We start from the raw sequence: 17962 nt of genomic DNA on the forward strand, positions 1-17962 counted from the left end.
ATTCATGCAACGCAAATGGAAACGACGCTGGCAGCGCCTGACAAAAACCCTGCTGCCGCCGCTGGCCGCCGGACTGCTGTTTCTCAGCAGCTACCACCCGGCTTTCGCCAATCCCACCGGCGGCACCGTGGTCAGCGGCAGCGCCGCCATCACGGCGAGCGGCGCCACTACCACCGTCAATCAGACCAGCGACAAAGCCAGTTTAAACTGGCAGAGCTTCTCCATTGACAAGGGCGAAACAGTGAACTTTATCCAGCCGTCGGCCTCGTCTGTCGCTTTAAACCGGGTCATCGGCTCCGACGCCTCGGCCATCTACGGCACCCTGACCGCCAACGGCAAAGTCTTTCTCATTAATCCCAACGGCATCCTGTTCGCCCCCGGCTCCCAGGTCAGCACCGGCGGCCTGGTGGCCTCAACCCTCAATATCACGGACAGCGACTTCTTAAACGGCAACTACACCTTTAGCGGCACTGCCACCAACGGCGTCACCAATCAGGGGACGATTACCGCTACCAGTGAAGCCGTGCTCTTAGGCGCCCAGGTCAAAAACGAAGGCCTCATCGCCGCCAAGGTCACCGGCCTGGGCGCGGGTAAGGAAGTATCCCTTGACTTTAGCGGCGACCGGCTCGTCAACCTTACCGTCGACACCGGCGCGGCCGGCGGCAGCGCCACCAACTCGGGCACCATCACCGCCGCCGGCGGTCTGGTTGTCATGACCGCCGGCACCAGGGACGCGCTGCTCAACACCGTCGTCAACAACAGCGGCGTCATCCGGGCGCAGAGCGTAAAGAACGACAACGGCGTCATCCGGCTCGAAGGCAGCACGGTGATAAACGCCGGCACCCTCGACGCCTCGGGCAAGACTGCCGGAGAGATAGGCGGCACCGTTAAGCTCTTAGGCGACACCGTCACGGTGAAAACCGGCTCGACCATTGACGTCGCCGGCGACGCCGGCGGCGGCACTGCCCTCCTCGGCGGCAATTACCAGGGCGGCGGCAGCGAATACCAGGCGACGAATACAACGGTGGAACAGGGCGCCGCCATCACCGCCGACGCCCTTACCACCGGCAACGGCGGCCAGGTCGTCGTCTGGGCCAAGGATACAACAAAGTTTGCCGGGGCGATTTCCGCGAAAGGCGGCAGCCTGTCCGGCGACGGCGGCAGCGTCGAGACCAGCGGCAAACAGACGCTGCAAGTCGCCGATACGGCCAGCGTCAATACTACGGCAACCCAGGGCCAGACGGGAAACTGGCTCCTGGACCCATACAATCTGACCATTTCCGCCGCGACGGACAGCACCTCCGGCTTTACCGCATCAGGCGACGACAGCGTGATCAGTGTCACCACTTTGCAAAGCGCACTGGCCAACAACAATGTTACCATCTCCACCGGCAGCGGCGGCAGCCAAGCCGGCGACATCACCGTGGCGGCGCCTGTCTCCTGGGCGAGCGGCACCACGCTGACGCTCTCGGCCTATCGCAATATCTATATCAACGCCGCTGTGACAGCCAGCGGCGCGAATGCCGGCCTGGCGCTGGTGACCGGCACCGGCGGCAGCGGCAGCTACAGCCTGGGTAGCGGCGCCAGCATCACGCTGTCCGGCAGCGGAGCGGCGTTTGGTCTCAACGGCACAGCTTACACGGTGATCAATAATTATAGCGGCAGCAGCTACAGCAGCACCGGCGCGCTGCAAGCCCTGCAGAATATCGGCAGCAACCTCGCCGGCAACTACGTCCTCGGCATTGACATCGACGCCAGCAGTACCAGTTCCTGGAATAGCGGCGCCGGCTTCGTCCCCATCGGCACCTACGGCAATGCGTTCACCGGCACCTTCGACGGCCTGGGCCATACTGTCAGCGCTTTGACGATCAACCTGTCTTCTTCCGACGCTGTTGTTTACGCTGGCCTGTTTGGTTATACCGGCAGCGGCGCGACGCTGCGCAACGTCGGTCTTTGGGGCGGCTCGGTTTCCTCCTCCGCCGCCGCCTCCTCCTCCTACGTGGGCGGCCTTGTCGGTTTCAACAACGGCGGCTCCATCACCAACTCCTACAGCTCCGGCTCGGTTTCCTCCTCCTCCTACTACTCCTACGCGGGCGGCCTTGTCGGCGACAACAACAGCGGCACCATCACCAACTCCTACAGCACCGGCTCGGTTTCTTCCTCCTCCTACTACTCCTACTCCATCGCGGGCGGCCTTGTCGGCCGCAACGTCGGCTCCATCACCAACTCCTACAGCACCGGCTCGGTTTCTTCCTCCTCCTCCTCCTCCTCCTACTACTACTACTCCATCGCGGGCGGCCTTGTCGGCGACAACGTCGGCTCCATCACCAACTCCTACAGCTCCGGCTCGGTTTCCTCCTCCTACTCCTACGCAGGCGGTCTCGTCGGCTATAACTCCGGCAGCGGCACCATCACCAGCAGCTATTGGGATGTCGACACCTCGGGCCAGACGAACGGCATTGGCGCCGACTACAATAATCAATCCGGCAACGTGACCGGGCTGTATTCATTGTCCGCCAGCCTGGCCGCCGATCCCACCCGGAAAAGCGCCTTGGCCGCTACCAGCTACAACTGGGGCAGCGACATCACGGACACCGGCGGCAGCAGCGCGGTCTGGCGTATCTACGACGGCTACACTTATCCGCTGCTTAGAAGCTTTCTGACTGCGGTTACCGTAAGCAGCGCCAGCACAACCTATAATGGCGCGGCCAACGGTACAGCCTCCAGCTACACCCTATCCGACTCTAACGCCACTAGCGGCGTGTCCGGCAGCCTCAGCTACACCACGGGCAGCAAAAACGCCGGCACCTACTCCACCGCCGACAGCAGCCTCACCCTGAGCGGCCTTTACTCCAATCAGCAGGGCTATGATATCAGCTACGACGGCACTCTGACCATCACCCCCGCTGCCCTCACCGTCACCAATCTTACGGCAAGCAACAAGGTTTACGACGGCACCACTGCCGCCATCGTATCTGGCACGTTATCCGGCGTGATTGGCACTGATACTGTCACCCTAGGCGGTGGCACCTTCAGCGACAAAAACGCCGGCGACGGCAAGACCGTGACTGTCACCCTTACCGGCGCCGACGCCGGCAACTATACCGTCAACACCACCACGACGGCCGATATCACCCAGGCCGCTCTCTCCGTCACCGCCAGCAACGCCGCCAAGACCTACAACGGCCTCGCCTATAGCGGCGGCAGTGGCGTCACCTACTCCGGCTTCGTCAATAACGAGGACAGCTCCGTGCTGACTGGTGCTCTCGCTTACTCCGGCTCCAGCCAGGGTGCGATCAACGCCGGCTCCTACGACATTACCGCCAGTGGCCTGGCTTCCGGCAATTATACCATTACCTATGTTAACGGCACCCTCACCGTCAACCCCGCCGCCCTTACCGTCACCGCCAACAACGCCAGTAAAACCTACGACGGCCTCGCCTATAGCGGCGGCAGTGGCGTCACCTACTCCGGCTTCGTTAACGGTGAGGATAATTCCGTACTGGACGGCACCCTCGCTTACGGCGGCACGGCCCAGGGCGCCAGCCTTCCCGGCAGCTATACCATCACCTCCGGCGGCCTGACCGCCGCCAACTATGCCATCACCTTTGTTAACGGCACCCTGACCATTACCGGCCGGATGGCCGACCCCACCTATGACGGCGCCGTCCTGCACGCCGAACATCTGGCCGGAGCCGTTCCCGGCGGCGCCGCCTTTTCCGGTCTCAGCGGTTATCTGACCGGCAGCGCTAATCTCTACGCGCCGCTGACCATCATCGGCAGCGGCATCAACACCGGAGGCTATCCGCTGGCTCTTCTGCCTCCCGTCAGTCCCGCTACGGTGGAACCCACGACCGGAGGCGCCACCGAATGAGCCGCACAAATTCGCAAAGGAGGATGAACGCCATGCAACGCAAATGGAAACGGCGCTGGCAGCGCCTGACCAAAACCCTGCTGCCGCCCCTGGCCGCCGGCCTGCTGTTTTTCAGCAGCTATAACACAGCCTGGGCCAATCCCACCGGCGGCACCGTGGTCAGCGGCAGCGCCGCCATCACCGCGAGCGGCGCCACCACCACCGTCAACCAGACCAGCGACAAAGCCATTGTCAACTGGCAGAGCTTCTCCATCGGCAAAGGCGAAACAGTGAACTTCGTCCAGCCTTCGGCGTCAGCCGTGGCTCTCAACCGGGTCATCGGCGCCGACGCCTCGGCCATCTACGGCACCCTCAGCGCCAACGGCAAAGTCTTTCTCATCAATCCCAACGGCATTCTGTTCGCTCCCGGCTCCCAGGTCAGCACCGGCGGCCTGGTGGCCTCGACGCTGGACATCAAAGACAGCGACTTCTTGAGCGGCCAGTATACCTTCAGCGGCACCGGTTCCGGCAGCGTCACCAACCAGGGCACCATCACCGCCACCGGTGAAGCGGTGCTGCTCGGCCCGCAGGTCAAAAACGCAGGCGCCATTGCCGCCAAGGTTACCGCGCTGGGGGCCGGCCAGGCCGTCTCGCTCGATTTTAGCGGCGACCAGCTCGTCAACCTTACCGTCGACACCGGCGCGGCCGGCGGCAGCGCCACCAACTCCGGTACCATCACCGCCGCCGGCGGCCTGGTTGTCATGAGCGCCGGCACCAAAGACGCGCTCTTAAATACCGTCGTCAACAACAGCGGCGTGATTAGGGCGCAGACCGTCAACAACGTGAGTGGCGTTATCCGCCTGGAAGGCGGCACCGTCAATGTCGGCGGCACCCTCGACGCCTCGGCGCCGCACGGCGGCGATGGCGGTTTCATTGAAACCTCGGGGGCTAAGGTTAATATTGACGAAAACACCAAGATCACGGCGGCGGCACCCTCCGGCAAGGCCGGGAAATGGCTGCTCGACCCAACCGATATCACGGTAGACACGGCGCTGGCCGACATACTGCAAAATACCCTGAACGGCGGCACCAATGCCGGTGTGACGACAGCAAGCGGCGGCAGCGATAACGGTGACATCACGGTTACCGCTCCGGTGAGTTGGAGCACAGCCAATACCCTAACCTTGACAGCCGACCGCAACATCAGCATCAATAACGCCATCACGAGCGGTGCCGGCAACCTGCAACTGAATGCCGCCGGCACAATCAGCGCGACTTACCCGGTGAGCATCGGCGGCATCTTCATCTTGACCGGCGGCACCTGGCGCCAGGTAGCTGCCAGCCTTCCCGCCTTCTTCGCCAAGGACTTCCGTATCACTGGCGGCACTTTTATCCGGGCCGCAAGCGGCGATGGCACAAACGGCAATCCCTACCAAATCGCCGATGTCTACGGTCTGCAGGGCATCGGCTCGTCCGGTATGCTGGCCAACAATTACACCCTGGCTAACGACATCGACGCCAGCGGCACAAAATACTGGAACATAGGTGCCGGTTTTAATCCCATCGGTGATGACAGCATCAGTTTTACCGGCACCTTCGACGGCCTGACCTACACCATCACCGACCTGACCATTAACCGACCTTCCACTAATTACGTCGGCCTGTTCGGCTGCAACAGCGGGACTATTCGCAACGTGGGGCTGGCCGGGATAAAAGTGACTGGCGCTATGGATGTCGGTGGCCTGGTGGGCTCGAATAACAAGACGATTACCAATACCTATAGTACGGGTACGGTATCCGGTTCCAGTTTCGTCGGCGGCCTGGTGGGTTATAACAGCACCCTATGCACCATTGAAAATTCCTACAGTGCGGGTACCGTGTCCGGCAGCGCTGCCGACCAAACCGACATCGGCGGCCTGGTGGGCGGGAATTACGGCAACATCAAAAATACCTACAGTACTGCTGCGGTGTCCGGTCCCAAGTACATCGGCGGCCTGGTAGGCTATATGGGGTACGGCACGATTGAAAATTCCTACAGTACAGGCCAAGTCGCCGGTAACAGCTCCCTGGGTGGCCTGGTAGGCTATATCGACAATAGCTACGGTGGCGTCACTATTAGCAATTCCTACTGGGACAAAAACACCTCGAAGCAATCTGGCAGCGCCGGCGGGACCGGGTTGAGCACGGCCGATATGAAAAAACTCAGCATGTTCAGTAGCTGGGATATTTCCGCCACCGGTGGTCAAACCACCGTCTGGCGCATCTATGACGGTTCCAGTTATCCGCTGCTGCGAAGCTTCCTGAAATCAGTCACCGTGATCGACTTCAGCAAGACCTATGACGGCGGACAAAGCAGCGGCACGGCCTCCGGCTACACCCTGTCCGACCCCAACGCCGCCAGCGGCGTATCCGGCAGCCTCAGCTATATGATCACCCCCCTCAAAGATGTCGGCACTTACGACCTCACCTCATCTTACTATTATTACTCCTTAAGCGGCCTCTATTCTACCCAGCAGGGCTATGATATCAGCTATAATCCCACTACGCTGACCATCAACCCGCGCGTCGTCACGCTGACCGGCAGCCGCACCTACGACGGCACTGCCGCCATCAGCGCCGGCAGCCTGGCCGTCACCAACCTGGTTGACGGCGACAGCCTCACCTTGACCGGCAGCGGCACGCTAAGCGGCAAAAACGCCGGTTCTCAAAGCCTCAGCAATCTCGGCAGCCTGAGCCTGAATAGCACCAATTATACCCTGACCGGCACCAGCGGCACCGTCACCATCAACCCGCGCGTCGTCACGCTGACCGGCAGCCGCACCTACGACGGCACCGTTGACATCAATGCCGGCAGCCTGGCCGTCACCAACCTGGTTGACGGCGACAGCCTGAGCCTTTCCGGCAGCGGCACGCTAAGCGGCAGAAACGCAGGCGGTCAAAGCCTCAGCAATCTCGGCAACCTGAGCCTGGATAACAGCAATTACACCCTGATCGGCGCCAGCGGCGTCGTCACCATCAACCCGCGCGTCGTCACGCTGACCGGCAGCCGCACCTACGACGGCACCGCCGCCATCAGCGCCAGTAACCTATCGGTCACCAATCTGGTTGCCGGCGACAGCCTCACCCTGACCGGCAGCGGTACTGTAAGCAGTAAAAACGCGGGCAAGCAAAGCATCAGTAATCCCGGCGACCTAAGTCTGAATAACAGCAATTATACTCTGACCGGCGCCAGCGGCACCGTCACCATCAACCCGGCCACTCTGACGCTGACGGCCGCGGCCGACAGCAAAGTCTACGACGGCACCACCGTCTCGAACGGCATCGTCACCTACAGCGGCCTGCTGGCAGGCGACACCGTAAGCGGTCTCTCCCAGAGCTTCGACAGCAAAAATGTGCTGGGCACCAATGCCAGCACGCTTAAGATCAACACCGGCTATACCCTCAATGACAGCAATAACGGCAATAACTATACCGTTACCACCCAAACCGCTGCTGGCACCATTACTCCGGCTAACCTCACCCTGACGGCCGTGGCCGACAGCAAGGTCTACGACGGCACAAATGTCTCGAACGGCATCGTCACCTACAGCGGCCTGCTGGCAGGCGACACCGTAAGCGGTCTCTCCCAGAGCTTCGACAGCAAAAATGTGCTGGGCACCAATGCCAGCACGCTTAAGATCAACACCGGCTATACCCTCAATGACAGCAATAACGGCAATAACTATACCGTTACCACCCAAACCGCTGCTGGCACCATTACTCCGGCTAACCTCACCCTGACGGCTTCTGCTGACAGCAAAGTCTATGACGGCACTACTGTCTCGAACGGCATCGTCACCTACAACGGCTTGCTGGCAGGCGACACCGTAAGCGGCCTCACCCAAAGCTTCGACAGCAAAAATGTGCTGGGCATCAATGCCAGCACACTTAAGGTCAACACCGATTATACTCTCAATGACGGCAACAACGGTAGCAACTATACCGTCGTCACCCAAACCGCGGCCGGCACCATCTCCCCGGCCGCCCTCACCGTCACCGCCAACAATGCCAGCCGCTATGCCGGCCAGGTCAACCCGGCCTTTGCCGCCGCCTATACCGGGCTGGCAACCGGTGAAACGCCGGCCGCGCTGTCCGGCTCCCTGACCTTCGGTACGGCGGCGACACAAGCTTCACCACCAGGGACTTACGCCATTACGCTAACCGGCTCACTGTCCTCGCCTAACTATCAGATTACTTATCTAAACGGCGCCCTGACCATCACCGGTCGTCCGGCCGACCCGGCCTATGACGGCGCCGTCAGCCACGCCGAACGGCTCACCACAACTGTTTCCGGCTTCAACGGCAAAACCGGTTCCCTGCCCGCCTACGGCGGACCGCTCAGCGGCTACCTGGCCGGCGGCTCCGGCTCCTATGCGCCGCTGACCATCGTCGGCAGCGGCATCAACACCGCCAGCTATCCGTCTCTGGCCGTTCCGGTTACAGTCAGTCCCGACATTGCCAATCCCCCAACAGGAGGTGAAACCCCATGAACCGTGAAATCTTCGCCGACGGCGTCAGCGCCGTCCACGTCACGGGCAACCTGGTCCGCATCGACCTCATGACCGTGCAGCCGCAGCTCAAAAGCGATAACGGCCAGCCGGTGGTCGAAGTCAGCCAGCGTGTTATTCTGCCGCTCGACGGCTTCGTCCAGGCGCTGGCCATTCAGCAGGATATCGTCCGGCAGCTCACAGCCGCCGGCGTACTAAAACAAACGGACGCTGCCACAGCGGCAGCGGTACAACAAGGAGACTGATCAACATGCAACCATCCCGGAACAAGCGAATAGTCCCGGTTCTCCTGGCCCTGTGCCTCCTGCTGGGCGCCTGGGGCACGGCGCAGGCCGCCCCGGCCGCCGGACCGGTAGGCTATCTGGACTTTATCGCCCTCATCAACCAGCACCCCGACACGGCGGCCGCCAATGCCGCGCTGAAGGCCGAGCAGGAAGCAGCCAAGCAGGAATTTGACAGCAAAGCGGCCGGCTTAAACGAGGTCGACAGGCAGAACCTTGCCCGCCAGCTTGACCTGCGCGTGGAGCAAAAGCGCCAGGAGCTGCTGCGGCCGATTGCCGCCAAGGTTACGGCGGCTGCCAATGAAGTGGCCAAAGCCAAAGGACTGTCCATTGTCATCGGCAAACAGGATGTCGTCTGCGGCGGCGTGGACATCACCGCCGACGTGCTGAAAATCATAACCGTCAAATAAAAAAACTGCGCGGCAGGGAGTTTCCCCTGCTGCTTCCGGAAAGCGGGCCCCTACGCACGGCTTTGTCGGCACGCAACGCGAAGGGCCGGCCGGGAATATTCCCGACCGGCCCTTCGTACACCCAGACGTACGGCTTATTCCGGCTGCCTGTCGAGGCCGGCTGCCGGACAACCCGCCTTTGCGAGGTCTGCAGCCGTCGCCGCTTCCTCAGTTGTCTCGCGCACCAGCGCGCCGTCTATCGCATCTTCCGTCGTCGCCTCAATCCGCTCCCGATCGGCCGGCGGCGGGCCATACACAGTCTTTAGCATCATTTCTTAGTGACCTCCATCCTCTCGACGCAACTGCACATCTGATTGATGGCGCTGGTCAGCTCGGTCAGGCGCTTTTCCAGCCTGACCAACAGATAGAAGGCTACTGCCATGGGAAAACCGTAAGTCGCCGTCAGGCGGGCCAACTCTTCCATCTGCAGGGCCTCCTTTCCCGCATTAGGTCAACTCGGTGATCGCCAGTTGACGAAGCTGCGCTTCCTTGGCGGTCACCAAATCGCCGCTGGTGGCGGCAAACACATTCTTAGCAATAATCGTCGCCATCACTGCCTGAGCCTCGGCCAGCGTCACCCCGTCCTTGGGGTCTTTCACCACCACCGTCACCTCTTTGTTGCCCTCGGTGATAAATACCAGCTCCAGCGTCTTGGTATTGGTATCAGCCATCCTGTTCCCCCCTTCCTATCATTTGTTAAAAACTTCCCCTTGCCCTTACTCACTCAGCAAGATGGCGTTGTCCACCCGCGCAATCTCCGCCAGTGGATACGCCTGCAGTCCCATCAATGCCACCGCGACATCAAACAAATCCTGGTCGGTTGCCGCCGGTTTGCCGGTATAGTTCCGGGTCACATAGGCCGGACTGCCGGACGTGGTCACGCCCTTTTGCAGCTTAATGGCGATCGTGCTGGTTTGCGGTAACTTTACTACGGCCACTGTCTCTCGCCTCCTTTCCTTCTCGGATAATCCCACGCAAAAGGCACACCCCGGGAGGTGTGCCTGATTTGCGCCTGGAACGGATTATGACAAGCGCGGCCGAAAAACCGCGCGGGTCATCTACTTTTTGCCCGTTCCAGGAGCATTATTTCATTTTGTATTTATTATATAAGCAATTCGCAATATTGTAAAGTATTTTCTACCTGTACAGCAACGGGAATCCCACCGGCGGCATCAACAATCCTCGCCTCGCCGTTAAAAACCACTACCCGGCCGCATAATCGGCCAGCCCGCCGGCCATGGCCACGGCCGCCGCCAACTGTCCGGCATAACTGGTTAAGAGCGAACGGTCCGCCTCATTGGAGATAAAGGCCACTTCCGCCAGCACCGCCGGGCAGTCCGTTTCCCTCAGTACCTGGAAATTAGCCTCTTTCACTCCCCGGTCGGCAGTATTGAGTTCGGCCACCAGCCGGGCCTGCAGGCAGACTGCCAGCCGTCGCCCCCATTCGCTGCCCGGATAATGATACACTTCCGTGCCATGGGCCGCCGGGCTGGCAGCACTGTTGGCGTGAATGCTGATAAACACATCCGCCCCGTTGACGTTGGCCAATTCAGCCCGGAAACCCAGGTCATCGGTCGCAATATCGCCCGTCCTGGTCAGTATGATTTCATGCCCCGCATCGGCCAGTTGTTCGGCCAATAGCTTGGCAATCGCCAGTACCACATCGCACTCCCGTATACCGACAGCGCAGGCGCCCGGTTCCACCGGCCCGGAATGGCCGGGGTCGATGACAATTTTCATTTTTCTTTCTCACCCCTTTATCGTATGTCCGATCGTATCCCATCTGGCGTCAGACAGAATAATCCCCACACAGGCAAGCCCGCCCGCTCCGCATCCCTGCGGGCGGCGCTGCAGCCGCTGCCGCGTCTTCCGCCCGCCGTCCTCGGGCTGCTCCGCTCAGTGCCTTACAGACGGATACCGCTCTATGGCCGGTCGTCCGCTCCTTGCGGCGTTTCGCTGACGCTTAGAGCCGTATCCTGCCAGGCGGCATCCGTCTGCCTGGCAAGGGAGCAGGCCCGCAGCTCTCTAACGCTCGCCGCCGACCTGCTGGGGGCGACGGCCACCCATCCCTAACCCTTCCCTGCCAGGGAAGGGAAGGCGGCCATCCGCTAATGGCCTTTATGTCCACGCCCGCCCCCCTTGGGTTCGCTCCGCCGGGCTAACGCTGCGCTGGACATAAACAAAACATTAGCGGACGTCCACCACTGCTGACGCAGACCTTCGCCCTGGCTCAGGGTTGATGGACCCACCCCTGACCCCTCCCGCGAAACGGGAGGGGAAGAGGAAACGCCGCCCAGCGGCACATTCTGCCGCTGCCGGTACAAGTAGTCATCAATATAAATCATAGCCGCCAGCAGCAGCGCCTCCTCCAGGCTATATTCCCGCGTCCGGCCGCTCCTGAGCAGTTTTGCCGATAAACAACGCCGCAAACTTCGCCAGTTCCCGATGCATCCGCTCCGGCATCGCTACCGCCAACGTCTTACTTTCCATCACACAACACCTCTGTCTGATTGGCTACCCCGGCCGGGCCAGGCCCAGCCTGTCCAAAAACTCAATATCCCGGACCACCACCTCGGTCACTTTCCGCCGCTGCCCGTCTGCTCCTTCTAGCTGCCGCGTATGCAGCCGCCCTTCAATCGCCACCCGGCGACCACCTTGGCCCGCCTGACCAATCTGCTCCGCCAGCGCATCCCAGGCGACGCAGTCAATCGCGTCGGTTTCCTCCCGCACCCTGGTCTTAAAAGCAACGGTCAAAGAAAAAGAACAAACCGCCTTGCCGCTGTTGGTTATGCGCATGTCCAGGTCCGGGGACAAGCTCCCCACCAGAAAGACCTTATTCATGCCCGTCCTCCCCCTTGTTGTCCACATAGTCACAGGCTCTATTACTATGATTTGGTTTACGTTTATAAATAAAGTTTACGTTTAAATAATGTATTCAGGTTGCCAATCATAATGATTGACAAATCCGATTTTGCCATTCCATTTGCCATTCATAATGATTGGCAAATGGGCTTTACTAAAGTCAATCGCGGTTTATCCACAGGGTTATCAACAGATTTATCCACAACTTTGCCACTCAGTGGCTGCAGTTCATAATACGGTGCCAGCCGGCCGGGGCGGGGCGTATGAACTAAGAGGCCGACCGCCACCAGCTCGCCTCGGGCCCGCGACAGCGTCGCATAACTATAACCCAAAAACCCTAACAGTGTACTGGCTGCCAAGGTCAGCCGGGGCGGCCAGCCGGCCCGGTTAAACAGGTGCATCAGTACACCCCACAAGGCCTGCGCCTCACTCGAAAGCGGACGCGTCAAGAGACGGGCATAAAAACTGTTGAGCTCGGCAATGTAATTCATGGCCCCGCCCACTTCCACCGGTAAAAGGTTTCTTTGTATCGCTGGCGCCCGGTTTTCACGGCAGGATACGTTTCAATCCGGCCGTATTCACGCCCGTCTTGGCGCTGGTCCGCCGCCGCAGCCACTCATTGGCGGCCTCCACATGAATTAAAAAACGGTTCCCCTCCTTCGACGCCGGAAAGTCCGGCAAATAGCAAAACTCCCGTACCCGGTTCTGGCCAATACCGGTCATGGCCGCAAACTCCTTGACCGTGACCACCAGTTTAGTGTTTGTCATGGTGCATCCTCTCCTTTCAGTGAATTAACGCAATTAATCATTGCATTATGTAATAATCATAGCAGTCATTTGGTAATCTTTCAATACGTTTTTCACTTTTATATTTACAAATCGTACTTTAACAATTACAATGTGGGTAGCAGCTCTTTTTATAGTGTGTGCAAATCAAACATGATGGTGTGTGAAAAAACATGAGCAAAGAAATAGGAAAGCGCATCCGCGCTGCCCGCGAACGGCTCCACCTGTCCCAGGCCGCCCTGTCGGACCTGATCGGGGCCGGCAATCAGTCCACGGTGGCCGGCTGGGAGCGGGGCCGCACCGAACCCGACGGCGAAACGCTGGCCCGCCTGGCCGTTATCTTAAAAGTCTCAACCGACCACCTCTTAGGCGTCGACGCCGGCGTGTTATCCCTGCCGGCCGACGTCACTGACCTGGCCAGAGACATTGCCGACCTGCCACCCTCAGAGCGGGCCGTCATTGAAAAAATCGTGGCGGCCTTAAAAGCCGAAGACAAAGACAAAGTTGTCCCTGGTTGACCGGTGGATACGCAATATGTTATATCCCGGCGGCAAGCGCCGGAAATAAAAACAGGCGGCCGAGTGGCGGCCGCCGTTTGCATAGGTACATAGGATAAAAGGATGGTGTGTGAACATGGCGCATGCGGCAAAGTGCCTGCGTGGCTCCGGGACGCCGCCGTAGCAGGGACAAGCCCTACCGGCTATTCCCCGGAGCAATCAGCCAGCAAAGGAGGTGTGTGACATGGAACAACGCAAATACGGCAATGGCAGTATCTATCGACGTCAGGACGGCCGCTGGGTGGCCGCCGTCTGCGGCCGCGACCCTGTGACTGGCAAGCCCGTTCGCCAGTATCGCTATGGCAAAACCAAACAGGAAGCGCTGCAGAAAAAAATGGAGCTCCTTGCTAAAAACAAAGAACTCCCTGCCCCTTCCGGCCTGACTGCCAGTCACAGCTAGGCTGTACCTGTAATTCGTTGCAAACCGCATGCGGTGGCAACGGGTTATACAACAACAGCGTGCAGCCGCCCTTGCCACCGACATCGACGAAGGTGGTGTGTGCTCATGGCTAAACGGGCTAATGGCGAAGGAACCATTTGCAAACGCAAAAACGGCCTCTGGATGGCGGCCGTCATCATCGGTCGCGACGCCGCGACCGGCAAACCCATCCGCAAGTATTGCTACGGCAAGACTAAAGGCGAAGTGCAGCAGAAAAAAGACGCCCTGATCGAACAAAGTAAAGGGCCGGTCTTCATTGACGCCGACAAAATCACCGTCGGCCAGTGGGTGGAAAAATGGCTGACCATCTACGCCAGGGCCAGCGTCCGGGGCAATACCTACATCGGCTATCGCTCGGTCGTCAACAACCATATTCTGCCGCTCTTAAGTGAGATTAAACTGCAAAAACTCAGGGGGATTGATATTCAAAACATGGTGAATACCATCAAAGACAACGGCGGCGGACCGCGCCTGGCCGAACTGGCTTTTGCCGTCCTGCGCATTGCCTTAAACAAAGCCTTTAACGAAGAAATCCTGCACCGGCTGCCGTTCAAAACGGTGTCCCTGCCCAAGAAGCGCCGCAAAGAATTTGTGCCACTAAGCAGTACAGAGTGGGCGCACCTCTTTACGACAGCCGAAGCCGACACCGAAATGTATACCGCCCTGTCCTTAGAATGGGCCACCGGCATCAGCCGCTCCGAACTGTTGGGATTGAAGTGGATAGACTTCAAATTCACCACCGACAGCGTCAGCATCCAGCGGGCCGTCATCATCACCGACAACGGCCTGGAACTCGACGACACTAAAACCACCGCCCGCCAGCGCGTCCTGCCACTGCCAGAAGTCACGATACTTGAGATCAAGCGGCACCAGGCACGCCAGACGGCAGCCATCACCGCCAGCAAAGCCGGCGGCCAACCCTGGGAGGATAACGACATGGTATTCCCCGACCCCTTCGGCAAACTCCAGGACCCGCGCAACTGGTCCAAACGATTTCAACGTCTGGCCAAAGCGGCGGGCCTTAATGTCACCTTTCACAAACTCCGGCACGATCACGCCAGCCGCCTCTCGGCAAACGGCGTTAGCATCAAAGACGCCCAGTATCGCCTGGGCCACAGTACCACACAAATGCTTCTCAATGTCTACACCCACAGGATATCCGGCGGCCAGGAAAAAATTGCCTCATGGCTCAATTCTTCCTTTCCGGTCGCACCGATCACTCATGAGACACCACTTAACTGACCGTTTAGAAAATGCAGTTTCCGCCGCGTTGTTGTACGGTTGTTGTAAAACTGCTATGAAAACGACAAAAAAGGCTTTACGAAAGTATCGTAAAACCTTTGAAATATCTATGGCGACCCCGGCAGGATTCGAACCTGCGACCTTTTGATTCGTAGTCAAACGCTCTATCCAGCTGGGCTACGGAGTCAATTACTCTTAATTCCAGCATTTTTTTGACGCTGGAATCATATAATATCATTTTATAGTTATTATGTCAAGTATATTTTTCATAAAAACCACTTGGGATAAAATGTATTACTTCTCCTGCATTAACCACAAACTTTTTATTATCTAAATATATAATTAAACTTCCAGAAGTAATTAATGGTCCAATTTATTAGATAAAATGCCTTCTTTTCCTTTTCGTTTCTCTACATTAAGAAAAACGTAAGTACCAATCATATCACAATCGTCATTAAGTTTTGGTTCGGTAGTTGCTTCTACTATTGTATATTCTTTACTGGCAATTGAAATAGTAGTACCCTTAAGCGCATGTATTTCATCATGATCAGGTAACGATAGCGGCATATCCGTCTCATTAATCAGCGTTACTCCGCTATCATTATCAATAACAATCGTAGACGTAGGTATAAAATCCATATCAGAACATCTCCTTGCAAATTTTCCAGAGGTCACTTTGTTATTGTGCGGCTAACACATCATCTGTATGCAATTAAAAAATTTCCAGTAAAATTATCTCGATAAAAGCCTCCTCACAATGATAATATTATCATTGTGAGGAGGCTTTTATCGAGATATAATAATATAGGATAAATGACAATTATGTCAAAACTGTATCTAAATGATATCTTAAAGGAAGTTTTACAATTATAAAAGCACTTTTTAAAGAAACATTTCTCCGTCATAAACATAAAATTATCGGAATAGCTGTACTTTTTTGTGTAGAGGTGTACATCGCACTTCGTTTCTACAGTGGAGAACCGGAAATACCTATAGGAATATTTAATATTGATGTAAGCAATGCTCTTATTCGGGATTTATTGTTGGCAAGCATATTTATGTTTTTTCGAAAACATATTACGTGGGTTAAACAAGCTGCAAAAGCGTACTGCCCAATTGTAATTTTATCAATTCTATGGTTAGGCATCTCAGCGATTATTATTAATTCATTAAATTTAAATTTTAGTGCAATAACGGTCTTGTCAGTTCTTACTGGCGTGATTAATAACGTTATACTTGTACTATTCGCTGCCTATCTATACACGAAAAGGAATCATATACTGCCTAAAGCCATCTATTTTTTGTCGTATTTTTTGACCCTTTTGATTTTTTATTGTGATACCATATACTTTTTTGTTACATCAACACATATTGAAAGAGTGGTATTTGACAATTTAAACAATTATTCAATCACAGGTGTAGTATATACTACAGATAAAATGATTTTACTCGGAATACTGATAAGCTTTTTCTTTTTTATGTTATTATTTCGTGCCCCTAATAAGATGCCTACTCTGCACTCAAAAAGCTTCGGCAGCCTGATAATGATCTGTATTTTAGTTAATCTTGTTACTTTCTCTACCGCTTACGTATATCCAAAAGTACTGATGGAAGAAGGGTTTGATGAAGAAGCAGAAATAGAAATATGCAGAAATCTATCTCGCGATTTGCTAACCAAGTCTGTAACAATCAACTTAATACGAGAATTCTTGAGAAATGACGATAGACCTGTGGCCGCCGCCAACCAGCTTTATCGCGTGGCATTTTCTGAAAAGGAAACAGATCTTCTAGATGATTTGGGAATTACTGTTAATGAAAAACCGACTCCCAATCTAAAAGCTTTTCCATATCAAAAAATAATTGTAATAATCGCTGAATCGTTTCATCGAGATTACTTACATTTCTATAATTCACGAATTCCAATGGAAACAACCGAATTTCTGGATGGCTTAGTGAAGAAGTATCCCCATTTAGATCATTATTACACTTCTAATAAGCCTACTACTCAGGGACTTAACTCTATGTTTCTTTCCCAGTCAATCTATTCCGATGAACAATCTTTTGAAAATAATGTTTCACTATTCAAAGCTCTCGAAAGTAACGGTTATGATACGGTATTCTTAGAAGCTACCAGCCAGTACTATAATGATGAATTCCGAGCATACAAAAAAAGATTTGGCATGCAGACTTACAGAGCAAAAGAAGATTTGGAGCGACAAGGATATGTAGGAAGCAGCGGCTGGGGATTCCATAATGATGTAATGTATGACGAAACGATCAGGTTACTGGAGCAAAACCGGAATAATAAAGTGTTTATAGCAACTAAGACAATCGATTCCCATCAGCCCTTTCCGTATTGCGGGCTTCCGGAAAAAGATATTCCAGCAAATATCAAGGATCAATCTAAAAATGTTTATCTCAAGGGAATTTATTGGGAAAATATCACCTTGAAAAAGTTTTTTCACGATCTTGAAGAGCGAAATTTACTGGACGATAAGACGCTTATTATTGTTACAAGTGATCATAATCCTCATCCAAGCCAGAATGACAATTATAAGCGCCTAGGGCAAGATGATTTGCGTTTAAGCCCAGCTCCCATCCCACTTATCTTTGTTAGCAAAAATCTGCAGCCTTTTGAGAATTTTAGCAGTGCAACATTCGCGAGTCAGATTGATTTTGCCCCCACACTTTTAGGGATCTTAGGAATTCCTTCACCACCGGAGTTTTCAGGAAGAAATCTAACCACTATTCCTGAAGATAGCGGTTATGCAATTGGATGTGTAGGAGAAACAATTTACTACTGGTCAGCAGGTCGCCAAATAACAACAGACATGTATCACGGAAAAAATCAAAATGACTATGAAAAAGCACTGATACATTGGGTTCAAGATTCATATGTCAAATATTTTCATGGCAGTTCAATATAAAGATAATGCCCCCATTTGT

Annotated in this window: 17 protein-coding genes and 1 tRNA gene; 9 read left to right on the forward strand and 9 right to left on the reverse strand. The window is 55.8% G+C overall.

The window, feature by feature from the left end; all coding sequences use genetic code 11:
• Window positions 1–4: 4 nt before the first annotated feature.
• From BMZ99_RS25970 to BMZ99_RS16355, 4 genes are read left to right on the forward strand one after another with little or no spacing between them, the layout of a single operon-like run.
• Window positions 5–3874: a beta strand repeat-containing protein gene (locus BMZ99_RS25970; RefSeq protein WP_139214787.1), complete on the forward strand. Its 3870-nt coding sequence runs from the start codon at window positions 5–7 to the stop codon at window positions 3872–3874.
• Window positions 3875–3906: 32 nt separating this feature from the next.
• Window positions 3907–8382 (forward strand): beta strand repeat-containing protein, encoded by a 4476-nt coding sequence (locus BMZ99_RS16345; RefSeq protein WP_175490582.1) that lies wholly within the window; start codon window positions 3907–3909, stop codon window positions 8380–8382.
• Complete coding sequence (locus tag BMZ99_RS16350) at window positions 8379–8645, forward strand: hypothetical protein (RefSeq protein WP_090939598.1); 267 nt, start codon at window positions 8379–8381, stop codon at window positions 8643–8645. The genes BMZ99_RS16345 and BMZ99_RS16350 overlap by 4 nt, the downstream gene beginning before the upstream one ends.
• 5 nt (window positions 8646–8650) lie before the next feature.
• Entirely contained in the window at window positions 8651–9091 is a 441-nt protein-coding gene (locus BMZ99_RS16355) for an OmpH family outer membrane protein (protein ID WP_090939601.1), read from the forward strand.
• Between the two features lie 134 nt (window positions 9092–9225).
• Here the strand turns inward: BMZ99_RS16355 and BMZ99_RS26390 are convergent, their stop codons facing one another.
• From BMZ99_RS26390 to BMZ99_RS16385, 6 genes are all read right to left on the reverse strand, one after another.
• Window positions 9226–9402 (reverse strand): hypothetical protein, encoded by a 177-nt coding sequence (locus BMZ99_RS26390; protein ID WP_175490583.1) that lies wholly within the window; start codon window positions 9400–9402, stop codon window positions 9226–9228.
• Window positions 9399–9554, reverse strand: a complete 156-nt coding sequence (locus BMZ99_RS16360) for a YvrJ family protein (protein WP_090939604.1) — start codon at window positions 9552–9554, stop codon at window positions 9399–9401. The genes BMZ99_RS26390 and BMZ99_RS16360 overlap by 4 nt, the downstream gene beginning before the upstream one ends.
• Before the next feature lie 22 nt (window positions 9555–9576).
• Window positions 9577–9801: a DUF2922 domain-containing protein gene (locus BMZ99_RS16365; RefSeq protein ID WP_090939607.1), complete on the reverse strand. Its 225-nt coding sequence runs from the start codon at window positions 9799–9801 to the stop codon at window positions 9577–9579.
• A gap of 45 nt (window positions 9802–9846) precedes the next feature.
• Window positions 9847–10068, reverse strand: coding sequence for a DUF1659 domain-containing protein (locus BMZ99_RS16370; protein WP_090939609.1), 222 nt, complete (start codon window positions 10066–10068; stop codon window positions 9847–9849).
• A gap of 265 nt (window positions 10069–10333) precedes the next feature.
• Window positions 10334–10870: an N-acetylmuramoyl-L-alanine amidase family protein gene (locus tag BMZ99_RS16375; RefSeq protein ID WP_090939612.1), complete on the reverse strand. Its 537-nt coding sequence runs from the start codon at window positions 10868–10870 to the stop codon at window positions 10334–10336.
• Between the two features lie 774 nt (window positions 10871–11644).
• The gene (locus tag BMZ99_RS16385) at window positions 11645–11971 is read right to left on the reverse strand and encodes a single-stranded DNA-binding protein (RefSeq protein WP_175490584.1); all 327 of its coding nucleotides are present in this window, start codon (window positions 11969–11971) and stop codon (window positions 11645–11647) included.
• 111 nt (window positions 11972–12082) lie between these two features.
• On the opposite strand from BMZ99_RS16385, the gene BMZ99_RS26395 reads away from it, so the two are divergent.
• Window positions 12083–12226 (forward strand): hypothetical protein, encoded by a 144-nt coding sequence (locus BMZ99_RS26395; RefSeq protein WP_175490585.1) that lies wholly within the window; start codon window positions 12083–12085, stop codon window positions 12224–12226.
• Between the two features lie 312 nt (window positions 12227–12538).
• Here BMZ99_RS26395 and BMZ99_RS16395 read toward each other — a convergent pair whose 3' ends face one another.
• On the reverse strand, window positions 12539–12760 hold the full coding sequence (locus BMZ99_RS16395) for a helix-turn-helix domain-containing protein (RefSeq protein ID WP_090939623.1): 222 nt from the start codon (window positions 12758–12760) through the stop codon (window positions 12539–12541).
• A gap of 191 nt (window positions 12761–12951) precedes the next feature.
• On the opposite strand from BMZ99_RS16395, the gene BMZ99_RS16400 reads away from it, so the two are divergent.
• The 3 genes from BMZ99_RS16400 to BMZ99_RS16410 all read left to right on the forward strand — a co-directional run bounded on the left by BMZ99_RS16400 (window position 12952) and on the right by BMZ99_RS16410 (window position 15016).
• Window positions 12952–13296, forward strand: a complete 345-nt coding sequence (locus tag BMZ99_RS16400; RefSeq protein ID WP_090939626.1) for a helix-turn-helix transcriptional regulator — start codon at window positions 12952–12954, stop codon at window positions 13294–13296.
• 223 nt (window positions 13297–13519) lie between these two features.
• Entirely contained in the window at window positions 13520–13735 is a 216-nt protein-coding gene (locus tag BMZ99_RS16405) for a hypothetical protein (protein WP_090939629.1), read from the forward strand.
• A gap of 105 nt (window positions 13736–13840) precedes the next feature.
• On the forward strand, window positions 13841–15016 hold the full coding sequence (locus BMZ99_RS16410) for a tyrosine-type recombinase/integrase (protein WP_090939632.1): 1176 nt from the start codon (window positions 13841–13843) through the stop codon (window positions 15014–15016).
• A gap of 110 nt (window positions 15017–15126) precedes the next feature.
• On the opposite strand, the gene BMZ99_RS16415 is transcribed toward BMZ99_RS16410, so the two are convergent.
• Together BMZ99_RS16415 and BMZ99_RS16420 are read right to left on the reverse strand one after the other, a co-directional pair.
• Window positions 15127–15203, reverse strand: a tRNA-Arg gene (locus tag BMZ99_RS16415).
• Between the two features lie 173 nt (window positions 15204–15376).
• Window positions 15377–15655 carry a hypothetical protein gene (locus BMZ99_RS16420; protein WP_090939635.1) on the reverse strand — a complete coding sequence of 93 codons (279 nt, stop codon included), beginning with the start codon at window positions 15653–15655 and terminating at the stop codon, window positions 15377–15379.
• 683 nt (window positions 15656–16338) lie between these two features.
• Here BMZ99_RS16420 and BMZ99_RS16425 point away from each other — a divergent pair.
• Window positions 16339–17943, forward strand: a complete 1605-nt coding sequence (locus BMZ99_RS16425) for an LTA synthase family protein (RefSeq protein ID WP_245755012.1) — start codon at window positions 16339–16341, stop codon at window positions 17941–17943.
• Window positions 17944–17962 lie beyond the last annotated feature (19 nt).

Origin of the sequence: Pelosinus propionicus DSM 13327 (assembly GCF_900114615.1) — a bacterium.
In the GTDB taxonomy this organism is placed as follows: domain Bacteria; phylum Bacillota; class Negativicutes; order DSM-13327; family DSM-13327; genus Pelosinus; species Pelosinus propionicus.